This window comes from Microbacterium galbinum, from assembly GCF_023101185.1.
In the GTDB taxonomy this organism is placed as follows: domain Bacteria; phylum Actinomycetota; class Actinomycetes; order Actinomycetales; family Microbacteriaceae; genus Microbacterium; species Microbacterium galbinum.
Genome location: NZ_CP078077.1, coordinates 2,943,710 through 2,960,242 on the forward strand (window position 1 = coordinate 2,943,710; position 16,533 = coordinate 2,960,242).

Consider the following 16,533-nt stretch of genomic DNA (forward strand, 5'->3'; position numbering starts at 1 on the left):
CATGTCCGACGCCCTGTTCACCCCCATCCCCACGCGCTGGGTCGGTCCGCTGCTGCTCAGCGGCGAGGTCGAGGGCGAGCAGTCCGTGCCGCTCGCGACCTACGAGTCGCCGCTGTGGCCGTCGGTGGGGCGGGGTGCCCGGGTATCGCGGCTCGTCGCCGGCGGCATCCGCACCACTGTGGTGGACGAGCGGATGACGCGATCCTCGCTGTTCGTCGCGCCATCGGCGGCCGATGCGGTCGTTGCAGCCCGCAGCATCGAGGCGCGCCGAGACGAGCTCGGAGCGGTCGTCGCGGAGCGCAGCCGTCATGCGCGCCTCATCGACCTCGACACCGAGATCGTCGGACACCTGCTGTTCGTGCGGTTCGCGCTGACGACCGGCGACGCGTCCGGCCACAACATGGTGACTCTGGCAGCCGAGGGGCTCATGGAACGGGTTCTCGCCTGGCATCCCGAGTTGGAGTACGGCTCGATCTCGGGCAACTACTGCTCCGACAAGAAGGCCACCGCGGTGAACGGCATCCTCGGTCGGGGGCGCAACGTGATCGCCGAGATCCTCATCCCCGCCGACATCGTCGAGCAGCAGCTGCGTTCGACGGCCCGTCGCATCGTCGAACTGAACGTGCGCAAGAACCTCGTGGGTTCCACGATCGCCGGGGCGTTGCGTTCCGCGAACGCGCACTACGCGAACATGCTCCTCGCGTTCTACCTCGCCACGGGGCAGGACGCGGCGAACATCGTCGAGGGCTCGCAGGGCATCACCTATGCCGAGGAGCGGGGAGACGGCGACCTGCTCTTCTCCTGCACGCTGCCGAACCTCATCGTCGGCACCGTCGGCAACGGCAAGGACCTCCCGACCGTGGAGGACGCGCTCGAGCGTCTCGGCTGCCGCGAGGAGCGCGCGCCCGGAGGCAACGCCCGCCGCCTCGCCTCGCTCATCGCCGCGACGGTGCTGTGCGGCGAGCTGTCGTTGCTCGCGGCCCAGACCAACCAGGGAGAACTCATGGCCTCGCATCTGTTGCTCGAGCGTCGTCAGGGAGGTGCGAAGTGACCGTCGTCGGCATCCACGACCTGTCCATCGCCACCGCGAGCCGCTTTCTCGATCTCGCCCTCCTCGCGGAGCGCGCCGGCATCGATCCCGACAAGTATCGGATCGGCCTCGGTCAGGATCAGATGAGCGTCCCCGCCCCCGATGAGGACATCGTCACGATGGCGGCCGCGGCCGCGATGCCCATCGTCGAGCGCCATGGAGCCTCCGGCATCCGCACCGTGCTCTTCGCGACCGAGTCGGGAGTCGATCAGTCGAAGTCGGCGGCGGTGTTCGTGCACGAGCTCCTCGGACTGGACCCCGCGACGCGCGTCGTCGAGCTCAAGCAGGCCTGCTACTCCGCCACGGCCGCTCTGCAGTTCGCCCTCGGGATCGTCGCGCGCCAACCGGAGGAGTCGGTGCTCGTGATCGCGGCGGACGTCGCCCGATACGCGGTCGACACCGCCGCGGAGCCCACGCAGGGCGCTGGTGCCGTTGCGATGCTCGTCACGCAGGATCCCGCGATCGCCGAGGTCGAGCCGGCCACCGGCATCCACACCGCCGATGTCGACGACTTCTGGCGACCGAACGACAGTGACACGGCCGTCGTGAACGGCAAGCTCTCGATCGACGCCTATCTCGACGCCTTCGTCGGGGCATGGGACGACTATCGAGCGCGCGGGGGCGCGGCGATCGAGTCGATCGACTACTTCTGCCACCACCAGCCGTTCACGCGGATGGCGGTGAAGGCGCACCAGCGCCTGGCGGTGCACACCGGCGCCGCGCTGACACCCGCTCAGATGGAGTCGACCACTCGGTACAACCGTCGGTTGGGCAACTCGTACACGGCATCCCTCTACTTCGCTCTCGCCGCCCTTCTCGACGGTGAAGACGACCTGACCGATCGGCGCGTCGGGATGTACAGCTACGGCTCGGGCAGCATCGGCGAGTTCTTCTCGCTGCGAATTCGTCCCGGCTACCGCACGGCACTCCGTACCGAGGCGACGAAGCGCATCCTCGATTCCCGGGAGCCGCTCGACGTCGATGCGTATCGGGCGCTGCACGCCGCGCACTCGGCGTCGAGCGAGGTCGACCGTGAGATCGCGCCGACATCGCCGGCGCCGTTCCACTTCATCGGGGTTCAGGGGCGCGCGCGCCGGTACGCCCGCACTGACGCATGAGGTAGCGTTCGGAGCATGACGGCCGGCGACGAGCTGACGACGATCGCGACCGAGCTGTACGTGCGTCCACTCGGCGAGTTCGTGAGCGCCCGTCGTGCGAGCGCGAAACAGGCCTCCGACCGCGGGCTCGCGGCGGAGATCGCGACGCTGCGCAAGCCGTCGATCGCCGCCTGGGTGGTGAACGTCTTCGCGCAGGAACGCGCTGCGGAGCTGGGTGAGGCGCTGCGACTCGCTCGCGAGCTCCGTGAAGCTCAGGACGATCTCGATGCGCCGGCACTGGCTCGGCTCGGTCGCGAGCGCCGGGCGCTGACACGCAGGCTCGCCGAGCAGGCCCGCGACCTCGCGATCGCCCGCGGCGAGAAGGTCACTCCGGGCACGTTTGATGCCGTGCAGCAGACGATCGGCGCGGCGTTCTTCGACGAGGCGGCATCGATCGCCGTCGCATCCGGACGGCTCATCCGGGAGATCGACCCCTCCGAGAGCGTGGCGCTCGGCGACGTCATGGCCGGGGGACCGGTGCACGGGGGAGAGGCCGCTCCCGAGCACCATGTGGACGAGCTGGCGGAGCGGCGTCGCAAACGTCAGGCCGAGCGTGCCGTGCGCGATGCGGAGGATGCCGTCGCGTCCGCCGAACGCGCGCGGGCCGCGGCGGAGAGCGCGGGCCGCGATGCCGACCGTCGCATCGACGAGGCGAGCGCCCACGTCGTCGCTCTCGAGCGGGAGCTGGCGCGCAACCGCGTCGAGTTGGACGGTGCGCGGCAGGACGCCGACGCGGCGAGATCGCGCGTGGCCACGGCGACGGAGGCCGTCCAGGTCGCCTCCGATGCCCTCGATCGGGCGCGCGCGGACCTGGACTCCGTATGAACAGATGACTGTATGCGAAGGAATTGAGTCTGATATCAGTATTCCGGTGGCGCTGAACCGTTCCATTCCCCTAGATTGAGGTCGCTGCCCCTCGGCAGACGCCGCCCGAACGGCGCCTCCCAACGAAGGAATCCTCTGTGACTCGCTCGCGCCTCGCCGTGGCCTCGCTCAGCGCCGCCGCGCTCGGCATCGCCGCCGTCCTCGTGCCCACCGCCTCCATCGCGGAGCCCATCACCGAGACGCCCGCGGCGTCTGCGCAGGTCATCTGGGCCGATGCGGCCGACGACTTCACGGAGATCCCGTTCACGGGTCCCGCCGAGTTCACCCTTCTGGACGCGTGGCAGTGGACCGCTCCCGCGGAGAGCAGCGGCTCGACGCTCGCCGAGTACGGAACGTTCGGCGAGAACGGCTTCACCTCCAACGGCACGTCGCCCGTCGCACTCGTCCACGGCCTCCCCGCCCCCATCTCGGGTGCGGAGCTGTCCGGCTTCCTCGCCGACAGCGCGACGAACCTCGGACCCGAGGCGTTCACGGGCGTCTTCATCGCCGACACGTCCGAAGAGGTGCCTTTCGTCACGACGATCACCACCGTCGACGGCTTCCACGGCGAGGACACGCTCTGGCAGGGTGGGACCACCACCGAGGAACTCGCAGCCGAGCTCACCGCCGAGGGCGCCTCGGTCGTCGGCTACCTGGTGGTCTTCCCGGGTGTCGTGCCCACCGGATCGCCGATTCCTGACGACGAGCCGCAGCCGGAACTCCTCCGCAGCAGCGGTCTGCTCGACGACACGCAGACGCTCGACGAGCTGTTCGCCGCGCAGAGCGGGGGCGCCGCGCTGCGCGCCGCTGCCGTTCCTGACGCCGCGGGCATCGCCAGCTTCCGCATCGGCGAGCTCACCACGTACTTCACGCCGCAGCCCACCGCCGCCCTCGCTCTCAGCAGCGCGTCGATCACCGTCGCGCAGGCGACGACCACCGGCTTCACGGTGAGCGGCAGCGGCTTCGCCCCGGGTGAGATCGTCAGCTCGGGCATCGGTACCGGCGCCATGGGCGACAGCCTGCCCGACACCTTCATCGCGGATGCCGACGGCAACGTGAGCGGCACGATCGTGCTCCCCGCGGCCTGGGCCGCCGCCGGCGACTACTTCATCGTCCTCGTCGGTGAGTCCTCCGGTCAGGTGGCGTCGAGCGCTCTCGCGATCACCGGTGCGGCCCCGGTCGCCGTCCCGGTGCCGGGCGAGGCCACGTACACCGGCTGACACCCGGTGCCCGACACCACCAACGTCCCGCGGCGGCGCACGATTCTCATCGTGGCCGCCGCGGTCGTCGTGTGCGCCGCGATCGTCGTCACCTGCGTGGTGATCTTCGGTCGCGGTCCGGCAGTCGCCGAGCCCGCACCGACCAGTTCGTCGACCCCCGTCGCGACGCCCGACCCGACGCCGACACCCACGCCGACGGCGGAGGAGCCGGTTGCCGATGTCCATGCGCCCGCGGAGTCGACCGTCGCCGCCGTGATCGGCGCCGAGATCGCGGTCAGCGCCGAGCCCGGTGGTGCAGCGGCGCAATCGTTGCCGAACCCGCAGTCGTCCGGAGCGCCTCTCGTCTTCCTGGTCACCGCTCAGGAGGGGGACTGGTTGCAGGTCCAACTCGCGCAGCGGCCCAACGGAAGCCTCGGATGGATTCGCTCGGACGCCGTTCAGCTCTCCACGACCTCCTACGCGCTGGTCGTGACGACGTCGACCAACACCCTCGATCTCTACGAAGGCGGGGAGCTGCGGCAGAGCTATCCGGTCGCGACGGGCACGGGCGGTACGCCGACCCCGAAGGGGCAGTTCGCGATCACCGAGCTGCTCGCTCCGACGAACAGCGGTTACGGCCCGTACGCCTACGGTACGACGGCGTTCTCCGACGCCCTCAACTCGTACGGCGGTGGCCCGGGTCAGATCGGCCTGCACGGCACCGACGACGAGGCGAGCATCGGCTCCGACGCCTCGCACGGCTGCGTGCGCCTGTCGAACGCCGACATCACGGCGCTCGCCCAGCTCCTGCCCCTCGGCACACCGCTGCAGGTGCGCTGAGTCCGAGGTCACCGCAGACGGAAGGCCCCGGGCGCGCATGCGCCCGGGGCCTTCCGTCTGATCACCGCGAGGAACGCCTCGTCTCGGCATCCGATTTGGACGGGGCGTCCGGAGCATCGCCGTGGGCGCCCACCGTCGGCCGCGCACGCAGCTCGGCCTCGAGCTTCTCGGCTTCCTCGCCCGTGATGGCTTCTCCCCGCGCGACGAGTCCTGCCTGATCCGACAGGGGGATCTGCTTGAGGAACAGCGAGAGCACGAGCGCGAGCACGATGAACGGCACGAGGTACCAGAACACCGGGGCGAGGGCGTCGGCGTACGCGGTGACGATTCCGTCGCGCACCTCGTCGGGCAGCGAGTTGAGGGTGGCCGGGTCGATCGTCGCGGCGGATTGCGCGGCGTCGGAAGACGACGCCCCGGCATCCGTGAACACGCCGAGCAGGTTCTCGGTGAGACGGGTGGTGAAGATCGTGCCGAACACCGCCGTCCCGAGAGAAGCCCCCACCTCGCGGAAATAGTTGTTCGTGCTCGTCGCGGTACCGATCTCACCGGCCGGAACGGCGTTCTGCACGACCAGCACGACGACCTGCATGATGAGGCCGAGTCCGGCGCCGAAGACGAACAGGAACACGCAGATGAGCCAGATGGGCGTCTCTGCCGACAGCGTGGTCATGGCGACCATCGCGATGCCGGTGAGGATCGTTCCGACGATCGGATAGGCCTTGTAGCGGCCGGTCTTCGAGATCGCGATGCCCGAGAAGATCGAGGTTCCGATCAGTCCCACCATCATCGGGATCATCAGCAGTCCGGATGCCGCGGCGGAGGTGCCGGAGGACATCTGCAGGAAGGTCGGCACGAAGCCGATCGCGGCGAACATCCCGATGCCGAGAACCAGCCCGATCGCGGTGGCGTTCACGAAGATCGGATTGCGGAACAGGCTCAGCGGGATGATCGGGTCCTGCACGCGGGACTCGGTGATTACGAACGCGGTCGCCGCGACGATCAGTCCCGCGCCCCAGGCCCACGTGGCGATCGACGACCAGCCGAAGTCCTTATCGCCACCGAAGTCGGTGAAGAAGATGAGGCAGGTGGTGGCGATCGAGAGGAAGATGACCCCGAACACGTCGATCGGCTTCTCGGCCTTCTTGCTGGGGAGCTTGAGGGCGACGAGGGCGATGATGAACGCGGCGATGCCGACGGGGATGTTGATGTAGAACGCCCACTGCCAGGTCATGTGATCGACGAAGAATCCGCCGAGCAGCGGCCCGGCCACAGCGGAGAGGCCGAAGACCGCACCCAGGGGGCCCATGTACTTACCGCGCTCGTTCGCCGGCACGATGTCGGCGATGATCGCCTGCGAGAGGATCATCAATCCGCCGCCGCCGAGGCCCTGCAGCGCGCGGAAGACGACGAACATCCAGAAGTCCGTCGCGAACGCGCAGCCGACCGAGGCGAGGGTGAAGAGCGCGATCGCCACGAGGAACAGGTTCCGTCTGCCGAGCACGTCGCCGAACTTGCCGTAGATCGGCATGACGATGGTGGTCGCGAGGAGATACGCCGTGGTGATCCACACCTGATGGTCGACGCCGCCGAGTTCGCCGACGATCGTCGGCATCGCGGTCGAGACGATGGTCTGATCGAGGCTGGAGAGCAGCATCCCGGCGATCAGGGCGCTGAAGATGATCCAGATGCGGCGCTTGGTGAGCAGGAAGGGCGCATCTGCCGTGGCGGTGGTGGACATTCAGTGGGCTTTCTGTGCGGAGGTGAAGAGGTCGCGGGCGATGTCGAGGCGTTCGGCGACGAGTCGGCCGAACGGGATGGGGGACTGGTGATCCAGGATCTGAGCGACGGCCATGCGGATACAGGCGCCGACGGTGTGGACGACGACCTCGGCGCGCATCGTCTGATCGGCGCCTTCGCGGCGCACGATGAGGGCGACGTCGCGGCGCTCGTTCTCGGCCAATCGCTCGAACGCGCCCTTCAGCAGTCGCGGTTCGTGCTCGATCACCTGGAGGAGGGCGGGGGCGTCGGACAGCGGGTCGAGCATCTCCCAGCGACGGACCACGACGTCGACGAAGTCGTCGAGCAGGTCACCGCTCTTCGCCACGAACTCGTCGTCGAGCTCGACGAGGCGCGGATCGATCTCGGTGTATCCGAAGACCGCGTTTTCCTTGCTCTCGAAGTAGTTGAAGAACGTTCGGCGGGAGACCCCCGCCTCGGCGCAGACCTCTTCGACGGTGAACCCGGCGAAGCCGCGCTCGATCGTCAGGCGTCGAGCCGTGTCGGTGAGTGCGCGGATGGTCTCGCGCTTGCGAACATCGCGCAGCGAAGGTGCATTGTTCTCCATAGAGTGCAAGTTTGCACTTCAAACCTTGGAGTGCACTGAATAGAGGGGGGCGGGTCAGCCGCGCGAGGCCTCCAGGCGCGCATCGGAACTGATCTGCTCATCGATCAGAGCGATCCCGCCGGTCGAGTTCGCAGAATGCGCGAGCGCCTCGATCCACTGGCGGCTCAGTTCCGGCGGCTCCGCCTCATCGAAGACGAAGCGGAGGGGAATGGAGGGGTGCAACCAGATCGTCGATCGGCCAACGGCATCCGTCTCCGGGTGCTTCCACGACAGCGTGAAGCTCTCGTTGCGCCGGAGCTTGGTCGAGATCACAACCTTCAGGTGCGCGAGTGCGCGATCCTCGATGCCGATCGGTTCGGCGCTATCGCCGTAGTAGAGACTGCCCACAATCGGACTCTACGGTGCCCCGCGACGCGCGGCCTCCCGCGCGGAACGACGCGCCGCTGACGCGAAACGTCCGTGCGCCCGATGTCATCTGCGCGCCTGGGCCGCGGTGGCCGACGGCGCCACCCCGTACTCCGAACGGTATGACGCGGCGAAGCGCGACGGGTGGCTGAAACCCCAGCGTCGTGCCACCACCGCGATCGAACCATGGCCCCCGTCGGAGAGGTCGCGATGCGCGCCCGCCAGACGCGCGCGGCGCAGGTACTCGGCCGGAGTCGAGTCCAGCGCCCGGCGGAAGGCGTACTGCAGGCCGCGTGTCGAGATGAACGCGGCAGCGGCGACGTCGTCGATCGTGATCGGGCGGTGCGCGTTCTCGTCGATGAACACGAGTGCTCGTCGCACGGCGATCGGAGCGGCCCCGCGCTGAGCCGCGCGCGACATCGAATCGTGGATGCTGGTGGGGAAGACCGACAGCGTGACCGCCAGCGCATGGCGCTCGAGCTCGGCGCGCAAGATGCCGTCGGCGGCGGTATCGGCGACCGCATCCTCGAGATACGCGACCGTGCGCTCCCAGTGGCGTCCGGATTCCTCGTCGCGCGGGGCGAGGCCGGACGATCGGAGTGTGAGTCTGTCGTCTCCGGTGATCTGGCGTACGCGTGCCTGCGCCGCCGCCCGGTCGATCACCAGGGCGCGCACGCGCGCGGTGTGCTCCCAGCGCGCATGCACCTGAGCGCCGTCGGTCAACCACGGCTGGCCGGCGTCGATGGACTCCCTCCCGGAGCCGACCTCGGCGTTGGGCGCGGCGACCCGGCAGACCAGGAGCTCGTTCTCCGGTTGCGCGACGGACTGCACCTCCGCCGCGAGGTCGTACCGCACGAGCGTCAGACTTCCGAGTTCGGCCGACGTCCAGTCGAACATGAAGCGATCCGGATCCACACGCTGCAAGGAGGCAGAGGGAACGTATTGCCGCCAGGTCTCCTCGACCCGCTCGACCTCGTATGATCTGAACCTCACCGCGTCCCCCTCGTGGCGCCACCGATATATTCCAGTGCGTTCGGATGGTACCGGACGGTGATGCTGCTCATATTCACGGATAGCGGCGGGCGTCACACAGCGTCAACCCCCTTGTTCCCGGGCGCCGTCGTGTGCCAAGTTCGGCACCGACTCTCAGGAGGATGATGGCGACTCAACAGTCGGACGGCCCGCCGGCACCGCACGATCTCGGCGCCAGGTCCTGGCGGTTCGTGGCGCGCGGAACCGCGCGCAAGTTCGCCGACGACGGCGCTGCCGACATCGCGGCGGCGCTGACCTTCCACTCCGTGCTGGCCCTCGTACCGGCCATGCTCGTCGGCGTCTCGGTCGTCAGCCTCCTCGGAAGCGATTCCACGGCGGTGGCGTTCGTTCTCGAGGTCGTGCGCGCCGTCGCGCCCGAGGAGACGGCGATGACGATCGCAGACGCCGTCGACGGCCTCGCGGACTCCGCTCTCGCGGGCCCCGCGCTGATCATCGGTATCGGACTCACGATCTGGGCCGTCGCCCGATACATCGCCGTCCTCGGCCGCGGGATGAATCGCGTCTACGATGTCGACGAGGGACGCTCGCCCTGGGCTCTCAAGTCCATGCAGGTGGCGGTGGCGCTCGTCGTGCTCCTCGCCACGGCGGCTGCGGTGGCCGTGGGCGCCGCGAGTTCGTCCGTCGCCGCGGCCATCGGCGAGCAGCTCGGCGGCGGAGAGGCCGCACTCCTGGTCTGGCGGATCGCGCGCTGGCCGATACTGGTCGTGATCGTGGTCGCCACCGTAGCGTTCCTGTACGACCGTGCGCCGAACATCCGTCATCCGCGATTCCGTTGGCTCAGTTGGGGTGCGGCGCTGGCGATCGTCGTTCTCGCCATCGCCTCTCTCGCGTTCGGGCTGTACGTCTCGAGCATCGTCGACTACGAGCGCGTCTACGGGCAGCTCGCCGGCATCATCGTGCTCCTGCTCTGGCTGTGGATCGCGAACCTCGCTCTCGTTCTCGGAGTGGAGTTCGATGCGTCGCTGGAGCGTGCGCGGGAGCTGAGCGCGGGGATCCCGGCAGAGGCGAGTCCGCGCCTCCCGCTGCGGGATCGATCACGGGTCGCCCGCAAGCAGGCGCGACGGAGCGCTGAGATCGCCGAGGCGCGTCGGCTCCGCGATCGGCCGTGATCGCGCGATCGTCAGAGGAGCGGGTTGGCCGCGTCGACGGCGTGCGGACGCACCGGCCACGTACCGTCGACCGCGTCTTCCGGATCGAGGCGGCCGATGCTGATGAAGTACTCGGTCAGGCTCTCCGCCTGAGCCCGTGCCCACCCGATCTGCCGCGTGTGCAGATCGTCGAGAGTGTCGGGCAGCGAGAACTGTCGCGCGATCGCCTGGGCGACCCGGCCCGCGGCGATGGCGTCGGCCGCGGCCTCGTGTGCGCCGTCGAGGGCCACCGCGTAATGGGCGGCGACGAGGCTGAGAGTGCGCTTGCCCCTGCGGTAGCGATCGACGGCCTTGTCGATCACGAAGGGATCGATGATGGGCGCGGGATCGGACAGCGGGGCCAGTCCGTGTCGGACGGCCTCGTGCGCGAGGAGTGAGAAGTCGTAGGAGGCGTTGTACGCGACGACGGGGATGCCCTGATCGAGGAGCGAACGCAGGGCGATCAGCACCTGGGCCACGACTTCGCGTGCGGGGCGCCCCTCCGCCCGTGCCCGAGCGGTCGTGACGCCATGCACCGCGGTCGCCCCCTCCGGGATATCGACACCGGGGTCGGCGAGCCAGGTACGGGCCACGATCTGGTGGCCCTCGGCGTCGAGCACGCCGACATGCGCGGTGACGATGCGATCGGATGTGACGTCGATCCCCGTCGTCTCCAGGTCGAACACGCCGACACGGCGCAGCCAGGGCGGGAGCGGGAGATCGTCGGCCATGGGCCCACGCTAGATCCGGGCTCGGACATTCGGAGGGAGGCGCTCGGGAATCCGTAGACTCGTGACATGACCGTGCCCTCTCCGTACACTGACCGCCTGGCTCGACTTCCCGTCGAGCGACGGGAGGCAGAAGTGCGCGGTGGCACGACGGCGTACTGGGTGTACGGCCCCGAGGATGCCGAGACCACGATCGTGGCCGTGCACGGCTTCCGCGGAGAGCATCACGGGCTGGAGCCCGTTCTCGCCTTCCTCCCGGAGGCACGCGTGATCGCGCCCGATCTGCCCGGCTTCGGTGAGACGGCTCCGCTTCCCGGACGCACGCACGACCTCGACGAGTACGCGGCGTGGCTCGGCGATTTCGTGGCCGAGGTCGCCCCCGGCGCCGTCATCCTCGGCCATTCGTTCGGGTCGATCGTCACGTCCGCGGCCGTGGCGCGCGGGCTCGTGACGCCCCGCCTGATCCTCCTCAATCCCATCGGGGCGCCGGCGCTGGAAGGCCCCAAGGGTGTGATGACTCGGCTCGCCGTGCTGTACTACGCCCTGGGAGCGCGTCTGCCCGAACGCCTCGGAACCGCGCTTCTGCGCAACCGCCTCATCGTGCGGGTGATGAGCATCACGATGGCCAAGACCTCCGACCCTGCTCTGCGCCGATTCATCCACGATCAGCACGACACGTACTTCTCGCGCTTCTCGGATCGCGACGTGCTCCGCGACGCCTTCGTGGCGAGCGTCTCGCACGACGTGCGCGGGTTCGCTCCCGACATCCACGTCCCGACGCTGCTGGTGGCCGCGCAGCGCGACGACATCACGCCGATCGAGGCCGAGCGCACGCTCGCGACCCTCTTCGACGACGCGTCGCTCGTCGAGATCGCCGAGGTCGGTCACCTGATCCACTACGAGACGCCGGCCGAGGCCGCCGGTGCGATCAGACGCTTCCTCCGGATTCCCGTCGCGCGAGGCCGATGAGTCCGGCGACGCGGAACGGGATGACCTCGCCCATCGCGAGAGACGTCTCGGTGCGCTCCACGCCCTCGATCGACAGGATCCGTGCGTCGGTGTCGAAGAGGTGACGCGCGTCGCGGCAGGCGACCCGTGCGAGCAGGTCGATCGAGCCGCTGAGCCCGTGCGCCTGCACGACCTCCGGGATGCGGGCGAGCTCGTTGATGATGCGCGGGAGCTCGGTCTGCCGCACTCCGATGCTGACGAACGCCTGCAGCGGGAAACCCAGCACGTCGGGGGAGAAGGCGCGTTCGTAGGAGAGGAAGATCCCGGTCTGCTCGAGCCGGGTCATGCGCGCCTGGATCGTGTTGCGCGACAGCCGCAGGGTCTCTGCGAGCGCGACGATCGTGACGCGCGGGTCGTCGGCGAGAGCGGCGAGGATCTCGAGGTCGGTGCGGTCCAGTCCTGGCATAGTGCCAAACGATAGCAGCACGGATTCCTCGGATGCTTGGCAACATGCTCAAGCCCCTCTCGGATGCTTGAGCGACGTGTTCAGCGGACGTACGCTCGGGGCATGCCGGCATCGTCGCCGGCTCCAGCGCGAGAGCCTCACGAGGGCTGCTGAGAACGAGGAGGACGATGATTTCACCGCAGATCACTCCCATCGCCGACACCGAGCAGGATCTGGAGCTCACCGAGCGCCTCCTCGCTCCGGACGGCACCCGCGTGCGGCATCCGCAACTCGACCCCTTCGTCGCCGACGTCGACCATGACGTGCTGCGCGGACTGCTGCGCGACATGGTGGTGCTGCGGCGGATCGATGCCGAGGGCGTCGCGCTCCAGCGGCAGGGTCAGCTCGGCCTCTGGGCGCCGTGCCAGGGGCAGGAGGCGACGCAGATCGGCACCGCCCGGGCGCTGGAGGACCGCGATTACGTCTTCCCGAGCTACCGCGAGACCGGCGTCATCTACGCCCGGGGCGCTCAGCCCGGCGACTACGTGCGCATGTGGCGCGGTGAAGAGGGATCGGCGTACGATCCGGCCGAACTGCGGGTCGCACCGCTGCAGATCATCATCGGTGCGCAGACGCTGCACGCCGTCGGCTATGCGCTCGGCATCCGGCACGAGGGGGCCGACGAGGTCGCCGTGACCTACTTCGGCGACGGTGCCACCAGTCAGGGCGACGTGAACGAGGCGATGATCTTCGCCGCCTCGTACCGCGTCCCCGTCGTCTTCGTCTGCCAGAACAACCACTGGGCGATCTCCGAGCCGGTGGCGGTGCAGTCGCAGTACCCGATCGCCGGTCGCGCCCCGGGCTTCGGCATCCCGAGCCTGAGGGTCGACGGCAACGACGTCCTCGCCTGCCTCGCCGCGATGCGGTGGGCGCTCGATCACGCTCGTTCGGGCAGGGGACCCGCCTACATCGAGGCGGTCACCTACCGGATGGGGCCGCACACGACTGCCGACGACCCCACGCGCTACCGGCCGGAGGGCGAGCTCGACGCGTGGCGCCGCCGCGACCCGATCAGCCGTCTCGAAGCGCACCTGCGCGCCGCGGGCGAGCTCTCGGAGGAGTACATCGCGCAGACGCAGGAGACCGCCGACGCGGTCGCCAAGGAGATGCGGGCGCAGTGCCTCGGCATGGTGACCCGTCCGCCGCTGGCGGTCTTCGACGGTGTCTATGCCGAACCGCACACGGGTCTCGACCGCCAACGCGAGGAGTACGCCGAGTACCTCGCCGGCTTCGAGGAGGCGACGGCATGACGGAGCTGACTCTGGGCAAGGCGCTCGGCGCGGGATTGCGGAGGGCCATGCGCGACGACGACCGGGTCGTGCTCCTCGGCGAGGACATCGGCAAGCTCGGCGGCGTCTTCCGGATCACCGACGGTCTCCTCGACGAGTTCGGCGCCGGTCGTGTGATCGATACGCCGCTCGCGGAGTCCGGGATCGTCGGAACGGCGGTCGGACTCGCCTTCCGCGGCTATCGCCCGGTGGTCGAGATCCAGTTCGACGGATTCGTGTACCCGGCCTTCGATCAGATCGTGGCGCAGGTGGCGAAGCTGCACTATCGCACGCAGGGGCGGGTGAAGATGCCGATCACGATCCGCATCCCGTGGGCCGGGGGCATCGGCGCCGCCGAACACCACTCGGAATCGCCCGAGGCGTACTTCGTCCATACCGCGGGGCTGCGCGTCGTGGCCGTCTCGAACCCCGAGGACGCCTATCGCAGCCTGCGGCAGGCGATCGCCTCCGACGATCCGGTGATCTTCTTCGAACCGAAGCGCCTCTACCATCACAGGGGCGAGGTCGACCTGGATGCGCCGCTCGCGGATGCCGTCCCGATGGGGCTCGCCCAGGTGGTCCGCGGGGGGACGGATGTGACCCTCGTCACCTACGGCGCGATGGTCTCCACCGCGCTCCAGGCCGCGTCGGCCGCGGAGGACGAGGGCGTATCGATCGAGGTCGTCGATCTGCGCTCCCTCTCGCCGGTCGACTACGACACGCTGGCCGCCTCCGTGCGCAAGACGGGTCGCGTCGTCGTCGCGCACGAGGCCTCGCGGGAGGCCGGTGTCGCCGCCGAGGTGATCGCGAGCATCACGGAGTTCTGCTTCGAGTACCTCGAGTCGGCGCCCCTGAGGGTGACGGGGCACGACGTGCCGTACCCGCCGGCGAAGCTCGAGAAGTACCACCTTCCCGATCTCGACCGGCTGCTGGATGCGGTGGATCGCGTGCTCGATCGCGGCGCGCGAACGGGGGTGGACGCATGATCGCCGAGTTCCGACTCCCCGACCTCGGCGAGGGCCTCACCGAGGCCGAGGTCGTGCAATGGCTGGTCGCTCCCGGTGAGCAGGTCGCGCTCAACCAGACGCTGGCGGAGGTCGAGACGGCGAAAGCGGTCGTCGAGCTCCCCTCGCCCTATGAGGGAACGGTGGCCGAGCTGCACGCCGACGCCGGAGAGACCGTCGCGGTCGGCTCGCCCCTGATCGCATTCGAGGTCGTGGGCGAGGAAGCGGATGCCTCCGCTCCGACGGCCGGAGCGGAGCGGGCTCAGCCCAATCTCGTCGGATACGGGGCGGCCCCATCGACGTCGGGGCGGCCTGCACGTCGCGCGCGGCGCGCAGCAACGAGCGTGCCGGTGATCGATGCGGCCGTGATCGAGGCCGCACCGCACGACGCGTCCCCCTCGGTCACGGTCGAGCCGGCGGTCGTGGAGCGCCCGCGCTCGACCCCGCCCGTGCGCGCGTATGCGAAGCGCGCGGGCGTGGATCTCGCCGTGGTCGCGGCCGTCGTCGGCGATCGCGTGATCACCCGCGCAGACATCGATTCCTTCGCCTCGACCGGGGCGGATGCCGGAGGTCGGACAGCCGCGGCGCCACGGCGCGAGACCTCTCCCGCGTTCGGCGCATCGGAGGAGGGGGCGCGCGAGGTGCGCATCCCGATCCGGGGCGTGCGCAAGCACACGGCGGCCGCGATGGTCGAGAGCGCCTTCACCGCGCCGCACGTCACGGTCTTCCACACGGTCGACGTCACGGCCACGGTCGAACTGCTCGACTCGCTCCGCGCCGATCGTGTCTGGAGCGAGCACCGCATCGGCCCGCTCGCGGTCGTCGCCAAGGCCGTGTGCCTGGCGCTCGGTCGAACGCCGGGATTGAACGCGCACTGGGACGAGGCGGCCGGGGAGATCGTCCAGTACTGCTACGTGGACCTCGGTATCGCTGCGGCGACGGACCGCGGACTCATCGTGCCGAACATCCGCGATGCCGAGGGTCTCGGCCTCGGCGGCATGTCGGATGCGATCCGCGATCTCGCGGCCACGGCTCGCGCGGGGAAGACCACACCGGCGGAACTCCAGGGCGGCACGTTCTCGATCTCGAACATCGGGGTCTTCGGCATCGATGCCGGCACGCCGATCCTGCCGCCGGGGCAGTCGGGAATCCTCGCGGTGGGTGCGATCCGACGCCAGCCCTGGGAGTACCGCGGCGAGATCGCGCTGCGCGACATGATGACGCTGAGCCTCTCGTTCGATCACCGTCTGGTGGACGGGGCCGAGGGTGCGCGATTCCTGCGCGATGTCGCCGACGTGCTGCAGGAGCCGGGTCGGGCGATGCTCTTCGGTTAGCTGCGCAGCGCCGCGGAGGCCATGCGCGCCAGCACGTCGCCGGTGGCCGCGTGGCGGCGCGCCGCAGCACGGGTGCTGTGCGGCGTGGAGTTGATGAGGCCGAAACAGGCCTGCACGCGCAGGCGCAGCTCGTCGCGGTCGGCTGGAAGCAGGGGAGCGAGCGTGTCGATCCACAGTTCGATGTAGTCGCGCTGCACGTGCCGGACATCGGCGCGGTCGTCGTCGGCCAGGTGCACGACATCCCGGTCCTGCACCTGGATCACCGCGGCGTTCCGCAGAGCGAAGTCGACGTGGAAGCGGATCAGCGCCTCCATCCTCTCCTCGGCGTCCGCGTCGGCGGTCGCCACGCGTGTGCCACCCGTCAGCAGATCGTGACTGACCTTCACGAGCACGGAGCCGAGCAGCGCCTGCTTTCCCGCGAAATGGCGGTAGACGGCGGGGCCGGAGACGCCCACGGCAGCCCCGATGTCCTCGAGGCTGACGCCGTTGTAGCCGCGGGCGGCGAAGAGCAGCGCCGCCTCGTGACGGATCGCATCCGAGCGCTCCGCCTTGGCGCGATCACGAGCGGTGATCGGGGTTGTCATCTCAGTTAATCCTCGCTAACCTGAATAATCGGGTTAGTGCACACTAACCGAAGGATCGTGTGCAGCGCCAGCACCGTGGCTGC

General features: G+C 69.3%; 17 protein-coding genes. 10 read left to right on the top strand and 7 right to left on the bottom strand.

Going from position 1 to position 16,533, the window contains the following annotated elements; genetic code table 11:
• Position 1 precedes the first annotated feature (1 nt).
• The 5 genes from KV396_RS14245 to KV396_RS14265 all read left to right on the top strand — a co-directional run bounded on the left by KV396_RS14245 (position 2) and on the right by KV396_RS14265 (position 5,150).
• Positions 2–1,051 (top strand): hydroxymethylglutaryl-CoA reductase, encoded by a 1,050-nt coding sequence (locus KV396_RS14245; RefSeq protein WP_247956124.1) that lies wholly within the window; start codon positions 2–4, stop codon positions 1,049–1,051.
• Positions 1,048–2,208 (top strand): hydroxymethylglutaryl-CoA synthase, encoded by a 1,161-nt coding sequence (locus KV396_RS14250; RefSeq protein ID WP_247956125.1) that lies wholly within the window; start codon positions 1,048–1,050, stop codon positions 2,206–2,208. Before KV396_RS14245 ends, KV396_RS14250 begins: the two co-directional genes overlap by 4 nt.
• Before the next feature lie 15 nt (positions 2,209–2,223).
• A complete protein-coding gene (locus tag KV396_RS14255) occupies positions 2,224–3,072 on the top strand; it encodes a transposase (RefSeq protein WP_247632261.1) in 849 nt (282 codons plus the stop codon).
• 137 nt (positions 3,073–3,209) lie between these two features.
• Complete coding sequence (locus tag KV396_RS14260) at positions 3,210–4,331, top strand: hypothetical protein (protein ID WP_247956126.1); 1,122 nt, start codon at positions 3,210–3,212, stop codon at positions 4,329–4,331.
• Between the two features lie 6 nt (positions 4,332–4,337).
• Positions 4,338–5,150 (top strand): L,D-transpeptidase, encoded by an 813-nt coding sequence (locus KV396_RS14265; protein ID WP_247956127.1) that lies wholly within the window; start codon positions 4,338–4,340, stop codon positions 5,148–5,150.
• Between the two features lie 61 nt (positions 5,151–5,211).
• On the opposite strand, the gene KV396_RS14270 is transcribed toward KV396_RS14265, so the two are convergent.
• The 4 genes from KV396_RS14270 to KV396_RS14285 form a co-directional block, all read right to left on the bottom strand.
• Entirely contained in the window at positions 5,212–6,888 is a 1,677-nt protein-coding gene (locus KV396_RS14270) for an MDR family MFS transporter (RefSeq protein ID WP_247956128.1), read from the bottom strand.
• On the bottom strand, positions 6,889–7,494 hold the full coding sequence (locus KV396_RS14275) for a TetR/AcrR family transcriptional regulator (RefSeq protein ID WP_247956129.1): 606 nt from the start codon (positions 7,492–7,494) through the stop codon (positions 6,889–6,891). It lies immediately after the preceding gene.
• Between the two features lie 54 nt (positions 7,495–7,548).
• Positions 7,549–7,881, bottom strand: coding sequence for a DUF7882 family protein (locus tag KV396_RS14280; protein ID WP_247632256.1), 333 nt, complete (start codon positions 7,879–7,881; stop codon positions 7,549–7,551).
• Between the two features lie 84 nt (positions 7,882–7,965).
• Positions 7,966–8,892, bottom strand: coding sequence for a helix-turn-helix domain-containing protein (locus tag KV396_RS14285; RefSeq protein ID WP_247632255.1), 927 nt, complete (start codon positions 8,890–8,892; stop codon positions 7,966–7,968).
• Between the two features lie 164 nt (positions 8,893–9,056).
• Here KV396_RS14285 and KV396_RS14290 point away from each other — a divergent pair, with 164 nt between their 5' ends.
• Positions 9,057–10,061, top strand: coding sequence for a YihY/virulence factor BrkB family protein (locus tag KV396_RS14290; RefSeq protein WP_247956130.1), 1,005 nt, complete (start codon positions 9,057–9,059; stop codon positions 10,059–10,061).
• Positions 10,062–10,072: 11 nt separating this feature from the next.
• On the opposite strand, the gene KV396_RS14295 is transcribed toward KV396_RS14290, so the two are convergent.
• Positions 10,073–10,810 (bottom strand): exonuclease domain-containing protein, encoded by a 738-nt coding sequence (locus KV396_RS14295; RefSeq protein WP_247622528.1) that lies wholly within the window; start codon positions 10,808–10,810, stop codon positions 10,073–10,075.
• A gap of 66 nt (positions 10,811–10,876) precedes the next feature.
• Between KV396_RS14295 and KV396_RS14300 the strand changes: the two genes are divergently transcribed.
• Positions 10,877–11,776: an alpha/beta fold hydrolase gene (locus KV396_RS14300; protein WP_247622527.1), complete on the top strand. Its 900-nt coding sequence runs from the start codon at positions 10,877–10,879 to the stop codon at positions 11,774–11,776.
• Here KV396_RS14300 and KV396_RS14305 read toward each other — a convergent pair.
• Positions 11,736–12,221 carry an Lrp/AsnC family transcriptional regulator gene (locus KV396_RS14305; RefSeq protein ID WP_247622526.1) on the bottom strand — a complete coding sequence of 162 codons (486 nt, stop codon included), beginning with the start codon at positions 12,219–12,221 and terminating at the stop codon, positions 11,736–11,738. The two genes, KV396_RS14300 and KV396_RS14305, sit on opposite strands and share 41 nt — an antisense overlap.
• 167 nt (positions 12,222–12,388) lie before the next feature.
• Between KV396_RS14305 and pdhA the strand changes: the two genes are divergently transcribed.
• Genes pdhA through KV396_RS14320 form a run of 3 tightly spaced genes read left to right on the top strand, consistent with a single transcriptional unit; the run spans position 12,389 to position 15,866 of the window.
• The gene (gene pdhA, locus KV396_RS14310) at positions 12,389–13,510 is read left to right on the top strand and encodes a pyruvate dehydrogenase (acetyl-transferring) E1 component subunit alpha (protein WP_247956131.1); all 1,122 of its coding nucleotides are present in this window, start codon (positions 12,389–12,391) and stop codon (positions 13,508–13,510) included.
• Entirely contained in the window at positions 13,507–14,514 is a 1,008-nt protein-coding gene (locus tag KV396_RS14315; RefSeq protein ID WP_247956132.1) for an alpha-ketoacid dehydrogenase subunit beta, read from the top strand. The genes pdhA and KV396_RS14315 overlap by 4 nt, the downstream gene beginning before the upstream one ends.
• Positions 14,511–15,866, top strand: coding sequence for a dihydrolipoamide acetyltransferase family protein (locus tag KV396_RS14320; RefSeq protein WP_247956133.1), 1,356 nt, complete (start codon positions 14,511–14,513; stop codon positions 15,864–15,866). The genes KV396_RS14315 and KV396_RS14320 overlap by 4 nt, the downstream gene beginning before the upstream one ends.
• Here the strand turns inward: KV396_RS14320 and KV396_RS14325 are convergent.
• The gene (locus KV396_RS14325; protein WP_247956134.1) at positions 15,863–16,450 is read right to left on the bottom strand and encodes a TetR/AcrR family transcriptional regulator; all 588 of its coding nucleotides are present in this window, start codon (positions 16,448–16,450) and stop codon (positions 15,863–15,865) included. The genes KV396_RS14320 and KV396_RS14325 overlap by 4 nt on opposite strands.
• Positions 16,451–16,533 lie beyond the last annotated feature (83 nt).

Bases quoted from the DNA above. Each gene is read 5' to 3' on its own strand.
- KV396_RS14245 (WP_247956124.1), top strand. From the start codon at position 2: ATGTCCGACGCCCTGTTCACCCCCATCCCCACGCGCTGGGTCGGTCCG.
- KV396_RS14255 (WP_247632261.1), top strand. From the start codon at position 2,224: ATGACGGCCGGCGACGAGCTGACGACGATCGCGACCGAGCTGTACGTG.
- KV396_RS14270 (WP_247956128.1), bottom strand. From the start codon at position 6,888: ATGTCCACCACCGCCACGGCAGATGCGCCCTTCCTGCTCACCAAGCGC.
- KV396_RS14275 (WP_247956129.1), bottom strand. From the start codon at position 7,494: ATGGAGAACAATGCACCTTCGCTGCGCGATGTTCGCAAGCGCGAGACC.
- KV396_RS14290 (WP_247956130.1), top strand. From the start codon at position 9,057: ATGGCGACTCAACAGTCGGACGGCCCGCCGGCACCGCACGATCTCGGC.
- KV396_RS14295 (WP_247622528.1), bottom strand. From the start codon at position 10,810: ATGGCCGACGATCTCCCGCTCCCGCCCTGGCTGCGCCGTGTCGGCGTG.
- KV396_RS14300 (WP_247622527.1), top strand. From the start codon at position 10,877: ATGACCGTGCCCTCTCCGTACACTGACCGCCTGGCTCGACTTCCCGTC.
- KV396_RS14305 (WP_247622526.1), bottom strand. From the start codon at position 12,221: ATGCCAGGACTGGACCGCACCGACCTCGAGATCCTCGCCGCTCTCGCC.
- pdhA (WP_247956131.1), top strand. From the start codon at position 12,389: ATGATTTCACCGCAGATCACTCCCATCGCCGACACCGAGCAGGATCTG.
- KV396_RS14315 (WP_247956132.1), top strand. From the start codon at position 13,507: ATGACGGAGCTGACTCTGGGCAAGGCGCTCGGCGCGGGATTGCGGAGG.
- KV396_RS14320 (WP_247956133.1), top strand. From the start codon at position 14,511: ATGATCGCCGAGTTCCGACTCCCCGACCTCGGCGAGGGCCTCACCGAG.
- KV396_RS14325 (WP_247956134.1), bottom strand. From the start codon at position 16,450: ATGACAACCCCGATCACCGCTCGTGATCGCGCCAAGGCGGAGCGCTCG.